This is a genomic window from Pseudomonas sp. EA_65y_Pfl1_P113 (assembly GCF_963970525.1).
Classification (GTDB): domain Bacteria; phylum Pseudomonadota; class Gammaproteobacteria; order Pseudomonadales; family Pseudomonadaceae; genus Aquipseudomonas; species Aquipseudomonas tritici.
In genome coordinates, this window is sequence record NZ_CAXAQM010000048.1 from 13520 (window position 1) to 36039 (window position 22520).

The window sequence follows — 22520 nt, forward strand, 5'->3', positions numbered from 1 at the left end:
TGGAACCAATAAGAAAAACAAGCGAGACCTTCAGATGCCCATTGCAACTGCTGAATACGATTACATCGTCGTAGGCGCCGGCCCCGCGGGCTGCCTGCTCGCCAATCGTCTGTCCGCCAACCCCGCTCACCGCGTGCTACTGCTTGAAGCCGGCGGCCGCGACAATTACCCCTGGATCCATATCCCCGTCGGCTACCTGTTCTGCATCGGCAACCCGCGCACCGACTGGTGCTTCAAGACCGAAGCCCAGGAAGGCCTGCAAGGCCGTGCACTGAGCTATCCACGCGGTAAGGTGCTGGGCGGCTGCTCATCGATCAACGGCATGATCTACATGCGCGGCCAGGCCCAGGATTACGACGGCTGGGCGGCAGAAGGCAACGCCGGCTGGGCCTGGAAAGACGTGCTGCCGTTGTTCAAACAGAGCGAAAATCATTTTGCCGGTGACTCCCAATTCCATAGCAATGGGGGTGAGTGGCGAGTCGAACAACAGCGCCTGCACTGGCCGATCCTCGACGCCTTTCGTGACGCGGCGGCGCAAAGTGGCATCGCGCCGATCAGCGACTTCAATCAGGGCGACAACGAAGGCTGCGGCTATTTCCAGGTCAACCAGAAAGCCGGTGTGCGCTGGAACGCGGCCAAGGCATTTCTCAAGCCGATCCGTCAGCGCCCCAATCTCACCGTGCTGACCGAAGTGGAAGTAGACCGCGTGCTGCTGGAAAACGGCCGAGCCTCACAGGTGGTTGGTCGTCAGCAGGGCCAGCAGGTGAGCTGGAAGGCGCGCAAAGAGATTGTGCTGTGCGCCGGCTCCGTCGGCTCGCCGGGGATTTTGCAGCGCTCGGGGATAGGGCCCTCCAGCGTGCTCAAGCCGCTGGGCATCGACGTGCTGCATGAACTGCCGGGCGTGGGCGGTAACCTGCAGGATCACCTGCAATTGCGGCTGATCTACAAGCTGGAAAACGCCCGCACCCTCAACCAGATCGCTGGCACCGTATGGGGCAAGATGGGCATGGGCCTGCGCTACCTGTACGACCGCAGCGGCCCGCTGTCGATGGCACCCAGCCAGCTCGGCGCGTTTGCCCGCTCGGGCCCGGAACAAACCTCGGCCAATCTTCAATACCATGTGCAACCGCTGTCGCTTGAGCGCTTTGGCGAGCCGCTGCACGCGTTCCCGGCGTTTACCGCGTCGGTCTGCGACCTGCGCCCGCAAAGTCGCGGACGTATCGACATTCGCTCGGCCAACCCGGCGGACGCACCGCTGATCCGCCCCAACTACCTCAGCCATCCGCAAGATTTGCGCGTGGCCGCCGATGCCATCCGCCTGACGCGCCGCATCGTCGCAGCCCCGGCCCTGAGCCCATTCAAGCCGGTGGAATACCTACCGGGCGATTCACTGCAAACCGAGGACGAACTGCACGAAGCCGCCGCGCGCATCGGCACGACCATCTTCCACCCGGCCGGCACCTGCCGCATGGGCAGCGATAAAGACGCGGTGGTCGATGCCCAACTGCGCGTGCATGGTGTGCCTGGATTGCGCATCGCCGATGCGTCGATCATGCCGCGCATTACGTCCGGCAACACCTGTTCACCTACGCTGATGATCGCGGAGAAGGCCGCGCAGCTGATCCTTTCGCCGAATACAAGGAGTCTCGCCCCGGAGAAAGAACTGGTTCATGCAATCTGAATAGCGGCGCTGAAACTGGCGCCGACAGTGGAACAACAATAAATAATCACTGTGAGGGCTAACCGATGTCAGAACATGCTCAACCCCTGGGCTCGGCGGTCACCACCGCCAGTACCCGCAACGACTCAAAGAAAGTCATCTTCGCCTCGTCCCTCGGGACGGTGTTCGAGTGGTATGACTTTTTCCTCTACGGCGCCCTGGCGGCGGTGATCAGCAAGCAGTTCTTTGCCGGGGTCAACGACACCACGGCGTTCATCTTTGCCTTGATGGCCTTTGCCGCCGGCTTTGTGGTGCGGCCGTTCGGTGCGTTGGTATTTGGCCGCTTGGGCGACATGATCGGGCGTAAATACACCTTTCTGGTCACCATCATTTTGATGGGCCTGGCGACCTTCTGCGTCGGGCTGCTGCCGACTTACGCCAGCATTGGCATTGCGGCACCGATCATTCTGATCCTGCTGCGCATGCTGCAAGGCTTGGCACTGGGCGGCGAATACGGCGGCGCGGCGACTTATGTGGCCGAGCATGCACCAGCCGGCAAACGCGGGCTCCACACCAGTTGGATTCAATCCACCGCGACCATCGGCTTGCTGCTGTCGCTGCTGGTGGTACTGGCCTGCCGTTACTTCACCGGTGACCAGTTCGAAGTCTGGGGCTGGCGGATTCCGTTCCTGTTTTCCATTGTGCTGCTGGGTATTTCCACGTGGATCCGCATGAGCCTGCATGAGTCGCCAGCGTTCCTGAAAATGAAAGAGGAAGGCAAGACCAGCAAGTCGCCGATCCGCGAGTCGTTCGGCAAATGGGAAAACCTCAAGGTGGTGCTGATCGCGCTGTTCAGCATCAACGGCGGGCAAGCAGTGACCTTCTACGCGTCCCAGTTCTACGTGCTGTTCTTCCTCACGCAGTTCCTGAAGATGGACCCTGCCCTGGCCAATATGCTGTTGATCATCAGCGTGGTGATTGGCGCGCCGTTCTTTATCTTCTTTGGCTGGCTGTCAGACAAGGTGGGGCGCAAGCCGGTGCTGATGCTCGGCCTGCTGCTGGCAACCGCGCTGTACTTCCCGATCTTCAAGAGCCTGGCGCACTACACCAACCCGGCAATGGACCAGGCCAGCCGCCAGGCCCCAATCACCGTACTGGCCGACCCGTCCACCTGTACTTTCCAGTTCGACCCGGTGGGCAAGGCGAAATTTGACAGCCCGTGCGACAAGGTCAAGACCTTCCTCGTCAAGCAAGGCCTGCCCTACAGCAGCGCTGCCGCACCGGCGGGCAGCCCGGTGCAGGTGAGTGTGGGCGACGTGCGTATCGATGGGTTTGACGAAAAAGCCCTGCGTGGCGCCGTGACCCTGGCCGGTTATCCGTCTTCGGCGGATATGGCCCAGGTCAACAAGGTGATGGTAGTGGTGCTGATCGTGGCGCTGATCCTGATCGCCGCCATGTGCTACGGCCCACTGGCAGCGCTGATGGTGGAACTGTTTCCGACGCGTATCCGCTACACCTCGATGTCGCTGCCCTACCACATTGGTAACGGCTGGTTTGGCGGGTTCCTGCCGACCGTATCGTTTGCCTTGGTGGTGTACACCGGCGATATCTTCTATGGCTTGTGGTACCCGGTGGTGGTGACCGGGGTGAGCCTGATTGTGGGGTTGATTTGCCTCAAAGAAACGCGGCACGTGGACATTGATAACAACTGAATAAGCTTCAAGGGGCAAGCGACAAGCAGCAAGTAAAAGCCAATGGGCTCTTTCTTGCAGCTTGTCGCTTGAAACTTTCAGCTGTACATCCATACAGATAATGGTTGCCGGAACGCCGCTTACTAAGCATCCTGCACAGCATCAACCCGATCTGATGTGATGACCATGCGGCTGTACCTCTGTGAAAAACCCTCCCAGGCCAAGGATATCGCGGCCGTGCTCGGCGCCAACCGGCGCGGCGATGGGTGCTGGCTGGGCAATGGGGTCACCGTCACTTGGTGCATCGGCCACCTGCTGGAAACCGCCCCGCCGGATGCCTACGACGCCAAGTACAAGCGCTGGGTGCTGGCCGACCTGCCGATCGTCCCGGAAAAATGGAAGATGCGGGTCAAGCCCAAGACCGCCAGCCAATTCAAGGCGGTCAAGCGTTTGCTGGGAGAAGCGCAGGCGTTGGTAATTGCCACCGACGCCGACCGTGAAGGCGAGATGATTGCGCGCGAACTGGTGGAGCATTGTCGCTATCGCGGGCCGATCCAGCGGCTGTGGCTGTCGGCGCTGGACGATGCCTCCATTCGCAAGGCCCTGGCGTCCCTCAAGCCAGGCACCGAGACTTTCAGCCTGTATCATTCGGCCCTGGGCCGCTCCCGCGCCGACTGGCTGATCGGCATGAACATGAGCCGCCTGTTTACATTGCTTGGGCGCCAGTCGGGTTATCAAGGCGTGCTGCCAGTAGGCCGCGTGCAAACACCGACCTTGCGCCTGGTCGTGGACCGCGACCGCAGCATTACCGACTTCGTACCGGTGGCTTACTGGGCCATCGATGTCGACCTGCACCATGAGCGCATGACCTTCACCGCCCAATGGCGTGCGGCCGAGGACACCTGTGATGACCAGGGCCGCTGCCTCAACCCGCAAGTGGCGCGGGACGCCGCTGATGCCATGCGCAATGCCGCCAGCGCACGGCTGGTGAAGTTGCGTACCGAGCGCATGCGCGAAGTGGCGCCCCTGCCCTTCGACCTGGGCACCCTGCAGGAAATCTGCTCCAAGAAACTCGGGCTCGGCGCGCAGGAAACCCTGGATATCGCTCAGTCGCTGTATGAAACGCACAAAGTCATCACCTATCCGCGCAGCGATTGCGGCTACCTGCCGGTAAGTCAGCACAGTGAAGCACCGAAGATCCTAGCCGCACTCGGGCGCGCCGATGCAGCGGTGAACGAGTTGATGCCGCATATCGATGCCCAGCGGCGCTCGCGGGCATGGAACGACGCCAAGGTGAGCGCCCACCACGGCATCATTCCTACCGGCGCCGGCAATGACGTGGGTCAACTCTCCGGCAAGCATCGTGCGGTCTACACCTTGATTCGCGCGCGTTACCTGGCGCAGTTTCTGCCCAACCATGAATACGATCGTACCCAGGCGGATTTTGACTGTGCCGGCCAAGCGTTGCGCGCAGTGGGCAAAGTGGTGATCGAGCCTGGCTGGAAACGCGCCTTGCCCGAAGCCCTGGCGCCAGCCAAGGGACGTGAGGCGCCCGTCCCCCAAGCGCTGCCGACATTGGTGCAGGGCCAGGATTACGCGGTGGCCAAGGTCAACCTCAAGGACTTGTGGACCCAACCGCCCAAGCCCTTTACCGAAGGCGACCTGATCAAGGCAATGAAAAACGTCGCCAAGCTGGTGGAAGACCCGCTGCTCAAGCAAAAGCTCAAGGACACTACCGGTATTGGCACCGAAGCCACCCGCGCCGGGATTATCCAGGGCCTGCTGGACCGTGGTTACCTGGTGAAGAATGGCAAGGCGCTGTCGGCTACCCCGGCGGCATTCAGCCTGATCGACGCGGTGCCCCGCGCCATCGCCGACCCAGGCACTACCGCGATCTGGGAGCAGGCCCTGGATATGGTGCAAAGCGGCGAAATGAGCCTGGAGGAGTTCGTCGCCAAACAGGCAGCCTGGATGAGCAAGCAAGTCGCGCGCTGCAATGGCATGCGCATGACCATCACTGGCCCGGCCAGCCCGGCAGGCAAAGGCGCCGCGCCGTGGAAAAAGAAACGCAAAAGCGCGCCACGCAAAACCGCAGCCAGCCCCAAGCGGGCAAGAAAGCCGACAAATGCCGGGTAAACACCGAAAAAATCCGGCGAATGACGTTTTTCGACGGGTTTAACGCCGCTTTGGACCTTGCCCTCGCGCGGGCCGTCTAGGATTCTTAAGGAGACTTGGACTTCCTAACAACAACACCGGAGTGGCCGCCATGAAAACCGTTGCACAAGTGCTCAAAGCCAAGGACCAGAAAAACCAGGACGTCCATACCATCAAACATGACCATACCGTGTTTGAAGCACTGGTGCGGATGTCGGAGAAAAACGTCGGGGCCTTACCGGTCGTCCAGGATGGCGTGGTGGTAGGGATCATCAGTGAACGTGATTACGCACGCAAAATCATGCTTAAGGGACTATCGTCGGTCACCACAAAAGTCCATGAGGTGATGAGCTCTCCGGTGATAACCGTCGACACCCACAAGAGCGTCGATGAATGCATGAACATCATGACCGACAGTCACCTGCGCCACTTGCCTGTAGTGGAAGAAGGCAAACTGCTGGGCCTGCTGTCCATCGGTGACTTGGTGAAAGAAGCCATTGCCGAACAGGCTGACCTGATCAAACAGCTGGAGCAATACATCCGCGGCGAATAGGGGAACCCATGCTCGACACGCTGGAACATCAAGAGGATCACCTCGACACCCTGCACCGAGCCATGGCCGAACGGCGTTTTGTGGTGCTGACCGGTGCGGGGATCAGCACGTCGTCGGGCATTCCCGACTACCGCGACAGCGAAGGCGTGCGTCGAGGTAAAGCGCCAATGATGTATCAAGAGTTCCTCGCCACCCCGCAGGCGCGGCGCCGTTATTGGGCGCGGGCGATGCTCGGGTGGCCGAGGGTACGCATTGCGCAACCGAACAAGGCCCACCTGGCGCTGGCGACACTGCAGCATCGGGAGCGCGTCAGCGGTCTGATCACCCAAAACGTCGATACCCTGCATGATCAAGCCGGAAGCGATGAAGTGATCGAACTGCACGGCAGCCTGCACCGGGTACTGTGCCTGGATTGCCTGCAGCACAGCAGGCGTGATGTGATCCAGCACGTGATGGAAATCGAAAATCCCTACCTGGCCGGCGTCGATGCCGTGCAAGCGCCCGATGGCGACACCTTGCTGGACCCGGCCTTCGAAGAGCGCTTCCAGGTCCCCCGCTGCCCCCATTGCAACGGCGAACGCTTGAAGCCGGACGTGGTGTTTTTTGGCGAAAACGTAGCCCCGCCGACAGCGGCCAAGGCAATGGCTGCGGTGGAACATGCGGAAGGTTTGCTGGTAGTGGGTTCGTCGCTCATGGCCTATTCGGCGTTTCGTCTGTGCAAAGCGATGGTCGAGCAAGGCAAACCGGTGATCGCCATCAACCTGGGCAAGACTCGGGGGGATGAGCTGCTGCAGGCGAAGATCGAAGCGTCCTGCGAGCTGCTGTTGCCGTTATTGGCTGAACGATTGCAATAGCAAAAACACTGCAATTCAAAAATGTGGGGCGGGCGTGCTGGCTCCCCCATGGGTGATGCGGTGAATTAGCGACGGAAAGCCTACGACCCACCCTTCCAAAAAATGACGCCCAAGTCACGTTTCTCCGCATTACCCCGCCCCCACAACAAATTATGTAGTGACCAAAAATAATCACTACATAATCGTTGACGTAACGTTTTTGTCCTTGCATTATCGAGACGTCTCCCGGATCGGGAGCGTTGGCAACAAGTGTTTTGAAAGAGCTCGTCTGACCGCCGAGCTGTTTTTTCCGGATGTGCACTGCCCACAAGGCGGATTGATGAAGCTGACCGGCCGAGAGGATCGGTACAAGGAGCGCAAGTGCTGCTTGTCTTCGTTGAGAAAGCATTGCGTAGCAGTTCATCAGCAAGACTACATGCATCAGGTTCAAGACCCTGCCCGTATTCGGCAGACAGTCGCTGACGCCCGGTTTTCAAAACCGGAGACAACTAAGCAGTTTTAACGAATCAATTGATAGATCGCCAACTGGTCAAGGGGCTTACACATGAATCTGAACAACCAACCCACTATCGATGAATTGGCTGAGATGTTCGCAGCGCAAAAAGACACGCTCGACGACCATATCCTGTGGATTGGCAAATCGGGCGAAGTCCAAATTGACTGCCTGGCGCCCCATACCGAAGAAGCCGAGTTCGACCGCAATAACCGTGAACTGGCGGCACGCCTGAAGATGTACCGCCGTGGCCAGGGTTATGTTGGCAAGAAGGCTGCTGCCGATCGCAACTTTATCGAACAGGTCTTCCACACACTTAATACCGAATGGCAGAACCTCAACGGCCAATCGCAGATTAAAGTGATTGATAGATACTGCTGATAACACAGCCTTAAACATTTAAGCCCGCTCGTTAATTCGAGCGGGCTTTTTAATACGTGTTTTATAACAACGCGGGTAATCGTCCCTTCCCCGCCTCATCGCAAAAAATATCAAACAGCACCTGCGCTGCCGCCGAAAGTTCATGCCCTGGCTTGGTCAGCACCCCAATCGGCCGTTCAATCACCGGATTGCTCAAGGTGATGCAATGGGCACCCGCCTCGACCATCTGCCGCGCGCACAATGCAGGTACGGCACTGACACCCAAACCATTCGCCACCATCTTGCCCACTGTCGCCAGTTGATGGCTCTCCAGTGCTACGGGCAACTTCATCTGCAAGGCGCCCAGGTGTTCTTCCAGCATCACCCGCACCGTCGAAGGCCGTTGCAGCGTAATGAACGGCTGCTCCAGCAGGGTTTTCCAATCGATTTCTGTGCATTGCGCCAAGACTGAGTCACCCGGCACAACCGCAATAAACCGGTCCAGGTACAGCGGGGTAAACGCCAACGATGATCCTTCGGAGGGCTCGAATGCCACGCCCAGCTCCACCTGGCGATCGCGGACCATCTCCAGCACCTGCTCATTGATCAAGTCATGCACGGTCACATTTACCTGAGGGTAACGCGCGCGGAATATTTTCAGGATCGGCGGCAGCAAATTGCCGGCAAACGACGGCATCGCCGCCACCGTGACGCGCCCGCGCTGCAAGGTGAAGCGCTGGCGCAGTTCGTCTTCGGCGTTGTCCCAGTCGGCAATCAGTCGGCGCGCCAGGGGCAACAGGGATTCGCCTTCAGGGGTCAACGCAACGTTACGCGTATTGCGACTGAACAGGCGCCCGCCCAACCCTTCTTCCAGCCCCTTGATGGTCAGGCTCAGCGCCGATTGGGAAAGATGCAGGCGCTCGCAGGCGGCGGCAAAACTCAGGCTCTGGGCCACGGCGAGAAACGCCCTCATCTGTTTAACGGTCATGGGTAAGCTCCAAGTGACAAGTTGAAAGCTGCAAGTTAAAGCGGCCGCTGACTAGGCTTGAAGCTTGCGGCTTGAAGCTAATTATTCTGTTTTCTAAATCAATCAACCTAAAAAAACAACTTAACAAATCAATCCGTCAGAGCAACACTCGGTTCATTGGCTGGCCCACAAACAATAATAGAGGTGCATATGGCAGGTTTCGATAAACGCGTGGCGTCCTACGAGGAAGCATTGGCAGGCCTTGAAGACGGCATGACCGTCCTCTCCGGCGGTTTTGGCCTGTGCGGCATTCCGGAAAACCTCATCGCCGAGATCAAGCGCAAAGGCACCCGCAACCTGACCGTGGTTTCGAACAACTGCGGCGTCGACGGTTTTGGCCTGGGCGTGCTGCTGGAAGAAAAGCAGATCAGCAAAGTGATCGCGTCCTACGTCGGTGAAAACGCCTTGTTCGAGAAGCAATTGCTCAGCGGCGAAATAGAAGTGGTGCTGACCCCCCAAGGCACCCTGGCCGAGAAAATGCGCGCAGGCGGCGCCGGCATCCCAGCCTTCTTTACCGCCACCGGCGTCGGCACCCCGGTTGCCGAGGGCAAGGAAACCCGCGAATTCAACGGTCGCCCGTACCTGATGGAAGAATCCATCACCGGTGACTTCGCCATCGTCAAAGGCTGGAAAGCCGACCATTTCGGCAACGTCATCTACCGCCACACCGCCCAGAACTTCAACCCGCTGGCAGCCACCGCCGGCAAGATCACCGTGGTCGAAGTCGAGGAAATCGTCGAACCGGGCGAGCTGGACCCGGCGCAGATCCACACCCCTGGCATCTACGTCGACCGGATCATCTGCGGCACGTTCGAGAAGCGCATCGAACAGCGCACCGTGCGCAAATAATCCGCCTCCAGCCCGAACAATAAGGACTCATAAAATGGCTCTTACCCGCGAACAAATGGCTCAACGCGTCGCCCGCGAAATGCAGGACGGTTTCTACGTCAACCTCGGCATCGGCATTCCGACCCTGGTGGCCAACTACATTCCCGAAGGCATGGAAGTCATGCTGCAATCGGAGAACGGCCTGCTCGGCATGGGCCCGTTTCCAACCGAAGACACCATTGACGCCGACATGATCAACGCCGGCAAGCAAACCGTCACCGCACGCATCGGTGCGTCGATCTTCTCCTCCGCCGAGTCCTTCGCGATGATTCGCGGCGGCCACGTCGACCTTACCGTGCTCGGCGCATTTGAAGTGGACGTACAGGGCAACATCGCCTCGTGGATGATCCCCGGCAAGCTGGTCAAAGGCATGGGCGGTGCCATGGACCTGGTGGCCGGTGCAGAAAACATCATCGTGATCATGACCCACGCGTCCAAGGATGGTGAATCCAAGCTGCTCAGCCAGTGCAGCCTGCCGCTGACCGGTGCGAACTGCATCAAGCGTGTGCTGACTGACCTGGCGTACCTGGAAATAGAAAATGGCGCTTTTGTCCTCAAGGAACGCGCACCTGGCGTCAGCGTGGAAGAGATTGTGAGCAAGACCGCCGGTAAACTGATCGTCCCGGACCACGTTCCAGAAATGCACTTCCAGTGAGGACAGAGCTCATGCAAGACGTCGTGATTGTTGCTGCCACCCGCACCGCCGTTGGCAGCTTCCAGGGTTCGCTGGCGAATATCCCGGCCCCCGAACTGGGCGCCGCCGTGATCCGTCGCTTGTTGGAACAGACCGGCCTGGACCCGGCCGAAGTGGATGAAGTGATCCTCGGCCAGGTGCTCACCGCGGGCAGCGGCCAGAACCCGGCGCGCCAGGCCTCGATCCTCGCCGGCCTACCCCATGCGGTGCCAAGCCTGACCTTGAACAAGGTCTGCGGCTCTGGCCTCAAGGCCCTGCACCTGGGCGCCCAAGCCATCCGTTGCGGTGACGCCGAGGTCATCATTGCCGGCGGCATGGAGAACATGAGTTTGGCCCCGTACGTACTGCCCGCCGCGCGCACTGGTTTGCGCATGGGCCATGCCAAGATGCTCGACAGCATGATCACCGACGGCCTGTGGGACGCGTTCAACGACTACCACATGGGCATTACCGCCGAGAATCTGGTCGATAAGTACGGCATCAGCCGTGAAGCCCAGGATGCGTTCGCCGCCGCCTCACAGCAAAAAGCGACTGCTGCGATCGAAGCCGGCCGCTTTGTGGATGAGATCACCCCGATCCTGATTCCCCAGCGCAAAGGCGACCCGGTAGCCTTCGCCGTGGACGAACAGCCGCGCGCCGGCACCACCGCCGAGTCCCTGGCCAAGCTCAAACCTGCTTTCAAGAAAGACGGCAGCGTCACCGCCGGCAACGCGTCCAGCCTGAACGATGGCGCTGCTGCGGTGCTGCTGATGAGTGCCGCCAAAGCCAAGGCCCTCGGCCTTCCGGTCTTGGCGCGCATCGCCAGCTACGCCAACGCCGGCGTCGACCCGGCCATCATGGGTATCGGCCCAGTCTCGGCCACCCGCCGCTGCCTGGACAAAGCCGGTTGGGGCCTGGGCGACCTGGACCTGATCGAAGCCAACGAAGCCTTCGCCGCGCAATCCCTGGCGGTAGGCAAAGAACTGGAATGGGACGCCAACAAGGTCAACGTCAACGGCGGCGCCATCGCCATCGGCCATCCGATTGGCGCCTCAGGCTGCCGCGTGCTGGTGACCCTGCTGCATGAAATGATCAAACGCGACGCCAAGAAAGGCCTGGCGACGCTGTGCATCGGCGGCGGCCAAGGCGTGGCCCTCGCTCTCGAACGCAACTGATTCAAAGAGCAACAGGGAGGAGGCTCGGTTCCACGAAAACCGGGCCTTTTCTTTTCGCGGTACGCCTGAAAAAACACAGTTCAAATGTGTGCGGGCTTGCTCGCTAGCTACTGCGCGGCACCGCAAACACCGCACTCGCCCGCGCCACCACCTTCTCCCCCACCTGCAGGCTCACCGTGGCAAACGCCATCTGCCGCCCGCGTTTGTGATGTTCCATGCGCACCACGATCCACTCCCCAACCTGCACCGCCCCCAGGTAATCCAAGGTCATGCTCGCGGTAATCAGCGGCAGTGGCGGCTCAATGGAAAACGCCATCGCGTAGCCCATGCCGACATCTGCCAAGGTCGCCAACACGCCGCCATGCACCGTGCCGCGTCCATTGGCGTGGCGATTGTCGGCACGCAGGGCGATTTCCAGGTGCACGCCGTCACCCCGGCAATACGCCGGGCCAAGCAGATCAAGCAATGGGCTGCTGCGGGGCAGCGAAACGAAACCTTCGGGCACTGAGTGGGCGATCATGGCGAACGCTTCCTTGAACTGAAGATTGAGGTGTACGCCACGCCACAAGCAGCGGCCATTACCATCCATCACGCAAATCCCCCGCGATGCTTTGCGTTAATCCACCAGACCCGCTTTAATCGCCGTAAAATCCCCCCGTACCCCGCAAGGAACAGCAATGCGCCATCTGGACGGCAAGCCCCATCCGCTTCGCACCGGCTTAATAATCTTGGTCGCCGGCCTGGCCCTGGTTGGCTGCTCGCCCAAGGACCACTCCCGCGCCAGGGTGATCAACGGCGAGCAGAGCCGTGCCGGTGCGCAATTGGCCTACGAGCACGAGCTGAGCCTGGCCCTGCCCGGCGCCCTGCTCGCGCCGCGCATGCAGGCGACACGCGAGGCCTGCGAAACAGCACGCTTTGGCGCGTGCAATATCCTGGGCATCACCGAAGACGGCAACGGTGGCCAGATCATTCTACGTATCGCGCCGACGGGTGTGGAGCCGATGGTCGCGATGGCCGCTGAAGGTGGCAAACTCGGCCAACGCATCACCACCGCCGAGGACCTGGCCGATGCGGTCGCCGACTTACGCCGCCGGCAGGACCGCCTGCTGGCCCAGCAACAACGCCTGGATGAATTGGCCAAACGCAAGGACATCACGGTCAGTGACCTGATCGCCCTGAGCAAGGAACAGGCGGGTATAGAGAACGAATTGCAGGCGCTCGCCCAAGTCGCTGCCGGCCAGCAACGCCGTCTCGACACCAACCGCGTGACCCTGAACTTCCGTTCCCTTGACGGCGCGAACCAGCCGTCACGGTTCAGTCGGATGTTCAGCAACCTGGGGGACAATATGGTCGAGGGCACTGCCGACGCCCTGGAACGCTCAAGCTATGTGCTGCCGTTCGTGATCCTGGCGTTCCCGGTGGTGTGGTTGTGGGTGTGGCTGTGGCGCCGCTTTGTCAAACGCCGCATCTGATCAGCGCTTCATGCAACGCTGATACCGCTCATCCACCCGCTTGGCAAACCACGCCGTCGTCAGGTTGCGGGTGATCTTCGGACTCTTGAGCACGATGCCCGGCAGGATCGCCCGTGGCATCGGCTTGCCGGCGGCTTTGTCCGCGAGTGCGAACACGCGTTTGTACAGAGCGGTCTCTTCAAAATCCAGGTGCTTACCCTGATCCAGCTGGCTGCGGATGCTCGGATTGCGCATATCCAGCTTCGCGCCCAGGGAACGCACTGCCAACTCGGTGGTGCCGGGTAGCAATGAGCCGTACCGTATCAAATCCCCATCCAGCGCCAACTCGGTGCCCGAGGCACGGCTGACGGCGGCCTGGAACGCGGCATTGCGACTGGCATACCAACCGGCATTGAAGTCGGCGAAGCGGTACACAGGCTGGTCATAGTTCACCGGGTAACCCAGCAAATGCGCGATACCGAAGTACATGCCGCCACGGCGGGTGAAGACTTCACGGCGAATAGTGCCGTCCACCGTGTAGGGATAACCCCGTGCCTGTTTCTGCGCAAAGTCGATGCTGACCTGCATCGGGCCTGCGGTATGCACCGGGTTGAAACCACCGAATAACGTGTTGCCCAGGGGCACCATGCTGATGAAGTCATCAAAGATGCCACTCAGGTCCCTCTCCGTGCGTGCGGCGCTCAGGCGATCGGCGTATGTGCTGCCCGTGGGCGAGCGCAATTGAAGTGCGCTGCGTACGAAAAAGGCTGGCACATGGACCTTACCGGCACGCCGCAGGATTTCATCCTGGGCGATCTTGCCCATGTTCGGCACGGGCGGATCGACTTGGTAAGTGGATTCCTGTTCGGTCACCGCCAGCACGGCGCAGATATTTTCCGTACTGGGGTAGATTTTCTGGGTGTCGAAGGCGGTGTAGATGTCCTGGGCCCAACCGTTGCGGTCCGAGACGTTAGCCGGCAGCAAGCGCACGATCTGCGCCTTCACCTCAGCCTCGCTGCGCTCCGGCTGTTGCGGGTTGCGGGTTGTAGAGCAACCGGCCAGCACCAGCAACGTGGCAAGGCACAGGATCAGGCGGCTTGAATACATGGGGTTTCCTTGGATGACGGCGGGCCGGGCGTTGCAGATATCGACCGGTAAGTCTAACCAGGGTTCGCCGCGCTGGCGTGCTCGCCAGGCAATCACAAACGTGACAGGATCTGTCATCGACCATTCTTACACGGAGTTTGAATGCCATGCTCAGCCTGAACTTCCTCATCACCTGCCTGATCGTCGTGCTGATTCCCGGCACCGGCGTGATTTTTACCGTGTCCACAGGCCTCACCGCCGGCAAGCGCGCCAGTGTGTTCGCCGCGCTGGGCTGTACCGCCGGGATCATTCCCCACTTACTGGCTTCGATTCTTGGTCTGTCCGCCCTATTGCACACCAGTGCATTAGCGTTCGATACGCTCAAGTACGCAGGCGTCGCCTACCTGTTGTACGTGGCATACGCCACTTGGCGGGATCGCTCGGCGTTTGCGGTCAGCGACACCCCTGCGCTTTCAAGTGCACGGACCCTGATGTTGCGCGGCCTGTTGATGAACATTCTCAACCCGAAGCTGACCATTTTCTTCCTGGCCTTCCTGCCCCAGTTCGTCACGCCAGGCAGCACGGCCCCTGCCCTGCAAATGCTGGTGCTGAGTGCTGTATTCATGGCGATGACGTTTGCGGTGTTCGTGATGTATGGCCTGCTGGCCAATGTGTTTCGCCGCGCAGTGATCGAGTCGCCACGGGTGCAGAATTGGCTGCGCCGCAGTTTCGCGGCGGCCTTTGCGGGGTTGGGCTTGAACCTGGCGTTTGCGCAGCGCTGATAAACACTGCAATCAAACAATGTGGGCTTGCCCGCGATGGCAGTGGGTCAGCTGAATATTTGCAACTGACCCACTGTCATCGCGGGCAAGCCCACACACATTTAGACTTGCGGTGTTTTCTAGATCCCGGCCAGTGCCAGGTCCATCGCGAAGTAGGTGAAGATCAAATCCGCACCCGCGCGCTTGATCGACCCCAAGGTCTCACGCACCACACGATCCTCATCAATCGCGCCAGCCTGGGCGCCGAACTTAATCATCGCGTACTCGCCACTGACCTGATAAGCCGCCACCGGCAAACGCGAGGCTTCGCGGATATCGCGGATGATATCGAGGTAGGCGCCGGCCGGCTTGACCATCAACGCATCGGCACCTTCCTGTTCGTCCAGCAGCGATTCGCGCACGGCTTCGCGGCGGTTCATTGGGTTCATCTGGTAGCTTTTGCGGTCCCCCTTGAGCGCGCTGCCGCCGGCTTCGCGGAACGGGCCGTAGAGGGCCGAGGCGAATTTGGTGGAGTAAGCCATGATCGGGAGGTGGGTGAAACCGGCGTCGTCCAAGGCGCGGCGGATTGCCTGGACCTGACCGTCCATCGCTGCCGAAGGGGCGATCACATCAGCGCCAGCACGGGCAGCGGCCACGGCTTGCTTGCCGAGGTTGACCAGCGTCGCGTCATTGTCGACATGCGCACCGTGCATCACGCCGCAGTGGCCATGGTCGGTGTATTCACAGAAGCAAGTGTCGGACATCACGATCATTTCCGGCACCGCGTCCTTGATGATCGAGGACATGCGCGAAACCAGGCCGCGTTCTTTCCAGGTGTCGCTGCCGTTGGCGTCCAAGTGGTGGGACACGCCAAAGGTCATCACCGACTTGATGCCGGCACGCGCATAGCGCTCGATTTCACCGGCCAGTTTTTTCTCGGGGATGCGTAACACGCCCGGCATGCTGGTGATGGGCACGAAGTCGTCGATTTCTTCTTCGACGAAAATCGGCAGTACCAAGTCGTTGAGGGTGAACTCGCTTTCCTGAAACAAGCCACGCAGCTCCGGGGAGCGGCGCAGGCGGCGTGGACGGGCTTGGGGGAACTGGCTGGTCATGGCAATCCTGGATAAAGGTCAAAACTTTGGGGCGAAGCTTATGCCCCCAGGCACCGGCAACACAAACCCGGAGGGCCCAATAGTGTATTGCGAGGGCCGTAACAATTTATTGATCTAGAGCTGTAAACGCCCTTCGATACACACCGCCACAGCGCCACCCACCCAGATTTCCTCACCCTGGCGTTCAATGCGAATACGCCCCGCACGCCCCAGCGCAGTGCCCTGGCTGACCATATAGCGCTCAGGCGCCAGGCCTTCGGCCAGCAGCCATTGCGCGACACCGGCATTCAAGCTGCCGGTGGCGGGGTCTTCCGGGGCGCCGTCGCCCGCGATAAAGGCGCGAACTTCAAATTGCGCATCCACGTCGTCCCTCGCGGGATCACAGGGGGCGATCACACCCACGGCCAAACCGAGCAGTTGTGAGTAATCCGGTTGCAGATCCAGCACCTGATTGCGATCAGCCAGCATCACTGCCAACCATCCCGCGCCGTTGTCGACCCACTGGCTACGCAGGATGGCCTCTGGCGCCAAGCCCAACGCCAGGCGAACGCGCTCTATGACAGGCGCTTCCACCGGCCCGGCGCGCAACAAAGGCGGTGCGATAAACGCCAGCTCATCATGCTGGCGACGGATACGCACCAAGCCGATTTCGCACTCTTGGATTATTTCCTCACCTTTGGGAATACCGCCCGCCTGCAGCCATGCGTGGCAACTGCCCAGTGTCGGGTGCCCGGCAAAAGGCAGTTCCTGCAAGGTCGTGAAAATCCGCACCCGGTAGTCCGCCTCGGGGTCGCGCGGGGTCAGCAGGAACGTGGTTTCGCTCAGGTTGGTCCAGTTGGCAAAGTCCGCCATCTGCTGGTCGGTCAGGCTATCGGCGCCGAACACCACCGCCAATGGGTTGCCTTTGAGCGAAACGCTGGTGAAGACATCCAGCTGTTTGAAATCGAAAGTCGGCATGCTCAGCTCGGAATACTAAGGCCACGGATCACCGCCGGCCGTGCGACGAAACCGTCCAGCGCGCGCAGTACATTGGGGAAGTCGGCGATGCCCACCAGGTCACCGGACTCGTAGAAACCGATCAGGTTGCGGATCCACGGGAAGGTGGCGATGTCGGCGATGCTGTAGTCGTCACCCATGATCCAGGTGCGGCCCAGCAGGCGTTTTTCCAACACGTCCAGCAGGCGCCTGGATTCGGCAGCGTAACGGTCGCGGGGGCGCTTGTCTTCGTAGGCTTTGCCGGCAAATTTATTGAAAAACCCCAACTGGCCAAACATCGGGCCGATGCCCCCCATCTGAAACATCAGCCACTGAATCGTTTCATAGCGGGTGGCGGGGTCTTCGGAGAGCAGTTGGCTGGTTTTTTCCGCCAGGTAGATCAGGATCGCGCCGGACTCGAACAGCGCCAGTGGCTGGCCGCTGGGACCATCGGGGTCGATGATCGCGGGGATCTTATTGTTGGGGTTCAGGGACAGGAACTCGGGAGACAACTGGTCCTGGGTCTCGAAGCTGATTTTATGCGCTTCGTAAGGCAGCCCCAGCTCTTCGAGCATGATCGAGACTTTTACCCCGTTGGGTGTCGGCAGCGAGTACAGCTGCAAGCGCTCGGGATGCTGGGCGGGCCATTTGCTGTTGATCGGGAAGGCAGCGAGTGAGTTCATCGGGGAGCTCCTGAACAGAAAGGCTCCATGATAGACATCTGTTCCGTGTCCTGCATGGGTCATCAATACGCAACAACCGCTGGCTATTATCCCGTCTGGGCGAACCAATAGGCCCTCGCGCACTCTTAAGTGCGCTTAAACGGTGAACGGAGGCGAACCGCAATACTGACAGGGAACACCGCAGGACGCCGGATGCGTCACTGGGGCCGGGCTTGTCCGCCTTAATCCGATGCACTGAAGACTCGACAATAATGACCATCAAGCCGTTGTGCCTTGCGCTACGCCTAAAACGATATTCATACATCATGTTGCCGCTGTTGCTCGTAGGCGGCGCTATCGGCCTGACCCTGGAATCGCGCGTCAGTAGGGCCGAACAGGTGAACGGCGTACAAACCCTGGTGTTCCTGCGCCATGGTGAAAAACCGGCAGGCGGCCTGGGCCAACTCAATTGCCAAGGCCTCAACAGAGCAATGAACCTGGCCACCCTGCTGCCGGAAAAATTCGGCAATGCCGACTTCGTATTTGCGGCCAACCCCACACGTAATGTGGAGGAAGGTGAGCTGGACAATTCCTACAGCTACATTCGCCCCCTGATGACCATCAGCCCCAGCGCGATCAAGCTCGGCCTGCCGGTCAACATCAAATTTTCCGCGAACGACACCAGCGCCCTCGCCGATGAGCTGGTGGAAGACAAGTACCACAACGCCACGATTTACACCGCTTGGTCCCACGGCTATCTGCCGGAGTTGATCAACAAGGTGGCGAGTGAAGCGTCGGGCGAAAAGCACACCATCACCGACGATTGGTCGGGCAGCGACTACGACACCCTGTATGTGCTGACGCTGACCTGGCACAACGGCAAGGCCTCGCTGCTGAGCCGCAACTACAAGCAAGGCTTGAACAACGGTGAACAGACCTGTCCGAACCCCACGCAGGTGAGTGCCGATAGCTGACAGCGTATGATACGCCGCTATCGACTCACCTGCGGATCATCCCCATGCCTAACCTCACTTCCTCCCAGCCCAACCGGGGCTGGTCTATCTGGTGGAAACCTGCACTGTTCCTGCTGGTAGCCTGCGTTGGCCTCTACTATGTGAAGTGGTCCCCCTACTACCTCAAGGCCTTCGTTGCCGCCGATAACCACAGCATCGGCGCCTCGATTCTCAACGATCAACAACGCTCGCCATTGGCGGCGGCGCTGGCCTATGCCCAGGTGTATTTCCTGGCGATCTGGAAGGCCGCTGTGCTGGCGGTGATTCTTGGCTCATTGCTGCAAGTGCTGATCCCCCGCGACTGGTTGCTGCGCCTGTTTGGCCGCGCCGGACTGGGCTCCACCCTGCGCGGCGGGCTGTTTGCTTTGCCGGGGATGATGTGCAGTTGCTGTGCGGCGCCGGTCGCGGCGGGTATGCGGCGTCAGCAAGTATCGGTGGGGGCCGCGCTGGCATTCTGGATCGCCAACCCGGTGTTGAACCCGGCCACCCTGGTGTTCATGGGTTTTGTCCTGGGCTGGGGCTTTACCGCCCTGCGGCTGGTGGCGGGGATTGTGCTGGTGGTGGGTGTCTCTCTCGTGGCGCAGCGCATTGCGCGGTCTGAACAGGTGCCGGCAGCCGCACTGGATGCGATAGCCGAGGTCAATATTGTCGACTCGCAACCGTTCCTGAGCCGCTGGTTACGCACCCTGTGGCAGCTGTTTTGGAGCACAATTCCGATCTATATCCTGGCGGTGCTGGTCCTGGGCGCGGCGCGAGTCTGGCTATTCCCCCATGTGGACGGCGCCATGACCAACAGCCTGATGTGGCTGGTGCCACTGGCAATCGTCGGCACGCTGTTTGTGATTCCGACCGCCGCAGAGATTCCCATCGTACAAACCATGATGACCCTGGGCATGGGCACCGGCCCGGCCGTGGCGTTGCTGATGACCCTGCCCAGCGTGAGCCTACCGTCGCTGCTGATGCTGCGTAAGGACTTTGATGCAAGGGTGCTGATTACGGTGGCCGGGTTGACCATGCTGGCGGGGGTGGTGTGTGGGCTGATCGGGGCGCTCATCCTGTAGTTATTCAGTGGGGCTGATGGCCCTTTCGCGAGCAAGTCGAATCGTCGCCCCCCCACGCGCCCATCCAGACCGCGTTTACCCTGTAGGAACACGGTCAACATGTGGGAGTGACTTGCTCGCGAATAGGCCCTTGAATATCACCCATTCACCCTGTTACGCAGATACTCCACTACTGCCCTCTGCTCTCCCGCGAACTCGACCCGCGCGCCTTTGCTCTCCCGCTGAAACGCATACATCGGGTCGTAATACTCGCGCAACAAGGCTTCGATCCACACGCGATGCAAATCCACTGCACCGCTACGCGCCTGTTCCGCCAGCGCGTCCTGCAGGATCGCCTGCAGCCGCTGGAAGCGCTCCCCACCTAGGCGCTTGTGGATGTTGGCCAGGCTCTGGGTCAGACGCCCGGCAAACACCGCGTGGCCCTGCTCGCCAAACAGCGCGATGAACTCGGCACACAGGTCCACCACGTAATCGCGCAAGATGCGCTCGACCCGCCCTTCGACGCTGTCCTCAAGCCATACCATCGGATACGTCTGCATGCCTTTATACAACGGCAACGGCAGCGCGCAACTGCCGATCATGCGGCTTTCGTCCTCGATCACGAACTGCTGGCCCCCCCCTGCGCGTTTTTTCAGCAGGTCCACCGCCAAGCGGTTTTCAAAGTCGATGTTGGACGGCTGCGCCGTGGCGCGCTTGCCGAAGCTGGAACCACGATGGTTGGCATGGTTTTCCAGGTCCAGGGCATTGTGTAACTGGCCGAGCACCTCGGTCTTGCCAGTGCCGGTCATGCCGCCGAGCAATACGAAATCACACTGCGTTGCCGCTTGCTCGAGCGTCTCCAGCAAAAAGGTGCGCATGGCTTTGTAACCGCCGCCCACACGCGGGTACTCAATGCCCACCTCAGTCTTGAGCCATTGCTGCACGATCTGCGAGCGCAAACCACCGCGAAAACAATACAGGTAGCCATGGGGATTGGTCTTCGCGAACAGCGCCCACTGATCGATGCGTTCAGCCTTGATTGCCCCGGACACCAGCTCGTGGCCCAGCACGATTGCGGCCTGCTGGCCTTGCTGTTTGTAGCAGGTACCGACCCGCTGACGCTCGTTATCGCTCATCAGCGGCAGGTTGACTACACCCGGGAAGGCACCTTTGACGAACTCTACCGGCGCGCGGGTATCCATCATCGGTCGGTCATTGAGGAAGATATCGCGGTAGTCGGTGATGTCAGCGGCCATCAAAACACCTCTACCGCGTGGGTCTGTCGCTCAACCAGTTCGCCGATAGGCTCAAGGGCCAGGCCCAGTTCGGCGGCGGCGACATGAAACTCGGCGTCACCCTCGGGGGTGACCGCGATCAACAGGCCACCGCTGGTCTGTGGGTCACACAGCACACGCTTATGCAACTCCTGCAGGCGCCCGAGCCTGGCGGAGTAACTGTCGAAGTTGCGCAGGGTGCCACCCGGCATGCAACCTTGATCCAGGTAGTCCTCAATCCCCGGCAGACGTGGGACTTTGTTGTATTCGATGCGGGCCGTCAGGCGGCTGCCGTCGGCCATTTCCACCAGATGGCCCAGCAAGCCGAAACCGGTGACATCGGTCATCGCCGTGACACCCGTCAATTTGCCGAAACGGCTGCCAGGTGTGTTCAGCGTACACATCCAGTCACGCGCCAGGCCGATATCCGCCTCACGCAGTTTGCCCTTCTTCTCAGCGGTGGTCAGGATGCCGATGCCCAGGGGTTTGGTGAGATAAAGCCGGCAACCCACGGTTGCGGTGTCATTGCGTTTCATATGGCGCTTTTGCACGATGCCGGTGACGGCCAGCCCGAAGATCGGCTCCGGGGCATCGATGGAGTGGCCCCCCGCCAGTGGGATTCCGGCTTCGTCGCACACGGAACGGCCGCCACGGATCACTTCCCGGGCAATCTCCGGTGCCAGTACATTGACCGGCCAGCCGAGAATGGCGATGGCCATCAGCGGGTCACCGCCCATGGCGTAGATGTCGCTGATGGCGTTCGTCGCTGCAATCCGCCCGAAGTCGAAGGGATCATCGACAATCGGCATGAAAAAGTCAGTGGTGGAGACCACGCCGCGCTCATCGTCGATGGCGTACACCGCTGCATCATCGCGCGAAGCGTTGCCCACCCACAGCTTGGGGTCGAGGTTCTGCGCGCCGCTGCCGGCAAGGATCACCTCCAATACCTGGGGCGATATCTTGCAGCCACACCCCGCGCCATGGCTGTACTGGGTAAGACGAATCGGCTCGTTCATGTATGACCTCACGCTATCAAGTGCGCGAATTCTAACAGACAGCAAAAGGCCGGCTGAGCTCTTGTGAGCGCAGCCGGCCTTTTGGTTTCAGCCGTTACTGCCGGGCCGCCAGCAAACGCTTGTGGCGGTTGCGCCTGGCAATGTTCAGACATTCGATGGCCGCGGAGAACGCCATGGCCGCGTAAACGTAGCCTTTAGGCACATGGGCACCAAAGCCTTCGGCGATCAGGGTCATACCGATCATGATCAGGAAGCCCAGGGCCAGCATCACCACGGTCGGGTTATCGTTGATGAACTTGGCCAACGGCTCGGCCGCCACCAGCATCACGATCACCGAGGTCACCACGGCAATGATCATGATCGGCAAGTGCTCGGTCATGCCCACGGCGGTGATGATGCTGTCGATGGAGAACACCAGGTCAAGCAACAGGATCTGCCCGATGGCCGCGGCGAAACCGATGGCTACCGTATTGCCGACGCTGGCCTTCTCTTCGGGCTCGGGGTCCATGCTCGCCGGTGAAGCACGCAACCCGCAGAAGACGATTCCAAGCGCTATCGGCTCGGTGTTCTGGCGCATCCTGCTGTTCTACGTCGGTGCG

The 22520-nt window shown here is 60.4% G+C and carries 21 protein-coding genes and 2 pseudogenes; 14 read left to right on the forward strand and 9 right to left on the reverse strand.

All coding sequences use genetic code 11. From position 1 onward, the window contains the following. The first annotated feature begins 34 nt into the window (after nt 1-34). The 6 genes from AACY52_RS26255 to AACY52_RS26280 all read left to right on the forward strand — a co-directional run bounded on the left by AACY52_RS26255 (nt 35) and on the right by AACY52_RS26280 (nt 7786). Complete coding sequence (locus tag AACY52_RS26255) at nt 35-1681, forward strand: GMC family oxidoreductase N-terminal domain-containing protein (protein WP_339420127.1); 1647 nt, start codon at nt 35-37, stop codon at nt 1679-1681. Between the two features lie 65 nt (nt 1682-1746). Further along, complete coding sequence (locus tag AACY52_RS26260; protein WP_339420126.1) at nt 1747-3372, forward strand: MFS transporter; 1626 nt, start codon at nt 1747-1749, stop codon at nt 3370-3372. 165 nt (nt 3373-3537) lie between these two features. Next, nucleotides 3538-5487 (forward strand): DNA topoisomerase III, encoded by a 1950-nt coding sequence (locus tag AACY52_RS26265; protein ID WP_339420124.1) that lies wholly within the window; start codon nt 3538-3540, stop codon nt 5485-5487. A gap of 130 nt (nt 5488-5617) precedes the next feature. Beyond that, the gene (locus AACY52_RS26270; protein ID WP_339420123.1) at nt 5618-6058 is read left to right on the forward strand and encodes a CBS domain-containing protein; all 441 of its coding nucleotides are present in this window, start codon (nt 5618-5620) and stop codon (nt 6056-6058) included. A gap of 8 nt (nt 6059-6066) precedes the next feature. Beyond that, nucleotides 6067-6912: an NAD-dependent protein deacetylase gene (locus AACY52_RS26275; RefSeq protein ID WP_339420122.1), complete on the forward strand. Its 846-nt coding sequence runs from the start codon at nt 6067-6069 to the stop codon at nt 6910-6912. Nucleotides 6913-7456: 544 nt separating this feature from the next. Then, on the forward strand, nt 7457-7786 hold the full coding sequence (locus AACY52_RS26280; protein ID WP_339420121.1) for a hypothetical protein: 330 nt from the start codon (nt 7457-7459) through the stop codon (nt 7784-7786). A gap of 61 nt (nt 7787-7847) precedes the next feature. Here the strand turns inward: AACY52_RS26280 and AACY52_RS26285 are convergent, their stop codons facing one another. Further along, the gene (locus AACY52_RS26285; protein WP_339420119.1) at nt 7848-8753 is read right to left on the reverse strand and encodes a LysR substrate-binding domain-containing protein; all 906 of its coding nucleotides are present in this window, start codon (nt 8751-8753) and stop codon (nt 7848-7850) included. A gap of 189 nt (nt 8754-8942) precedes the next feature. Here AACY52_RS26285 and AACY52_RS26290 point away from each other — a divergent pair, with 189 nt between their 5' ends. The 3 genes from AACY52_RS26290 to AACY52_RS26300 are packed head-to-tail and all read left to right on the forward strand — an operon-like array spanning nt 8943 to nt 11528. After that, nucleotides 8943-9641: a CoA transferase subunit A gene (locus AACY52_RS26290; protein ID WP_339420117.1), complete on the forward strand. Its 699-nt coding sequence runs from the start codon at nt 8943-8945 to the stop codon at nt 9639-9641. Nucleotides 9642-9675: 34 nt separating this feature from the next. After that, nucleotides 9676-10335 carry a CoA transferase subunit B gene (locus AACY52_RS26295; protein WP_065872325.1) on the forward strand — a complete coding sequence of 220 codons (660 nt, stop codon included), beginning with the start codon at nt 9676-9678 and terminating at the stop codon, nt 10333-10335. Between the two features lie 11 nt (nt 10336-10346). Next, nucleotides 10347-11528, forward strand: coding sequence for an acetyl-CoA C-acetyltransferase (locus AACY52_RS26300; protein WP_339420116.1), 1182 nt, complete (start codon nt 10347-10349; stop codon nt 11526-11528). Between the two features lie 103 nt (nt 11529-11631). On the opposite strand, the gene AACY52_RS26305 is transcribed toward AACY52_RS26300, so the two are convergent. Further along, on the reverse strand, nt 11632-12048 hold the full coding sequence (locus AACY52_RS26305; protein ID WP_339420141.1) for a PaaI family thioesterase: 417 nt from the start codon (nt 12046-12048) through the stop codon (nt 11632-11634). Nucleotides 12049-12205: 157 nt separating this feature from the next. Between AACY52_RS26305 and AACY52_RS26310 the strand changes: the two genes are divergently transcribed. Next, a complete protein-coding gene (locus tag AACY52_RS26310) occupies nt 12206-13000 on the forward strand; it encodes a DUF4349 domain-containing protein (RefSeq protein ID WP_339438948.1) in 795 nt (264 codons plus the stop codon). Here the strand turns inward: AACY52_RS26310 and AACY52_RS26315 are convergent, their stop codons facing one another. Beyond that, entirely contained in the window at nt 13001-14086 is a 1086-nt protein-coding gene (locus tag AACY52_RS26315; protein WP_339436223.1) for a DUF1615 domain-containing protein, read from the reverse strand. It abuts the gene before it with no gap. A 146-nt stretch (nt 14087-14232) separates the two neighbouring features. Between AACY52_RS26315 and AACY52_RS26320 the strand changes: the two genes are divergently transcribed. Next, nucleotides 14233-14847, forward strand: coding sequence for a LysE family translocator (locus tag AACY52_RS26320; protein WP_339420112.1), 615 nt, complete (start codon nt 14233-14235; stop codon nt 14845-14847). Between the two features lie 119 nt (nt 14848-14966). On the opposite strand, the gene hemB is transcribed toward AACY52_RS26320, so the two are convergent. From hemB to AACY52_RS26335, 3 genes are all read right to left on the reverse strand, one after another. After that, nucleotides 14967-15941: a porphobilinogen synthase gene (gene hemB / locus AACY52_RS26325; RefSeq protein WP_339420111.1), complete on the reverse strand. Its 975-nt coding sequence runs from the start codon at nt 15939-15941 to the stop codon at nt 14967-14969. 114 nt (nt 15942-16055) lie between these two features. Further along, nucleotides 16056-16898 (reverse strand): PhzF family phenazine biosynthesis protein, encoded by an 843-nt coding sequence (locus AACY52_RS26330; RefSeq protein ID WP_339438946.1) that lies wholly within the window; start codon nt 16896-16898, stop codon nt 16056-16058. 2 nt (nt 16899-16900) lie between these two features. Next, the gene (locus tag AACY52_RS26335) at nt 16901-17599 is read right to left on the reverse strand and encodes a glutathione S-transferase N-terminal domain-containing protein (RefSeq protein WP_339428086.1); all 699 of its coding nucleotides are present in this window, start codon (nt 17597-17599) and stop codon (nt 16901-16903) included. 251 nt (nt 17600-17850) lie between these two features. Between AACY52_RS26335 and AACY52_RS26340 the strand changes: the two genes are divergently transcribed. Together AACY52_RS26340 and AACY52_RS26345 are read left to right on the forward strand one after the other, a co-directional pair. Further along, nucleotides 17851-18552: a histidine phosphatase family protein gene (locus AACY52_RS26340; RefSeq protein ID WP_339420108.1), complete on the forward strand. Its 702-nt coding sequence runs from the start codon at nt 17851-17853 to the stop codon at nt 18550-18552. Between the two features lie 44 nt (nt 18553-18596). After that, nucleotides 18597-19652, forward strand: a complete 1056-nt coding sequence (locus AACY52_RS26345) for a permease (protein WP_339420107.1) — start codon at nt 18597-18599, stop codon at nt 19650-19652. A gap of 137 nt (nt 19653-19789) precedes the next feature. On the opposite strand, the gene mnmH is transcribed toward AACY52_RS26345, so the two are convergent. From mnmH to AACY52_RS26360, 3 genes and pseudogenes are all read right to left on the reverse strand, one after another. Then, on the reverse strand, nt 19790-20887 hold the full coding sequence (gene mnmH / locus AACY52_RS26350) for a tRNA 2-selenouridine(34) synthase MnmH (RefSeq protein WP_339560972.1): 1098 nt from the start codon (nt 20885-20887) through the stop codon (nt 19790-19792). Beyond that, the gene (gene selD / locus AACY52_RS26355; RefSeq protein WP_339420104.1) at nt 20887-21921 is read right to left on the reverse strand and encodes a selenide, water dikinase SelD; all 1035 of its coding nucleotides are present in this window, start codon (nt 21919-21921) and stop codon (nt 20887-20889) included. Before selD ends, mnmH begins: the two co-directional genes overlap by 1 nt. A 94-nt stretch (nt 21922-22015) precedes the next feature. Beyond that, nucleotides 22016-22432, reverse strand: a pseudogene (locus tag AACY52_RS26360) (TerC family protein); the annotation flags it as partial. Between AACY52_RS26360 and AACY52_RS26365 the strand changes: the two are divergent. Next, nucleotides 22428-22520: pseudogene (locus AACY52_RS26365) on the forward strand (hypothetical protein); the annotation flags it as partial. The pseudogenes AACY52_RS26360 and AACY52_RS26365 sit on opposite strands and share 5 nt — an antisense overlap.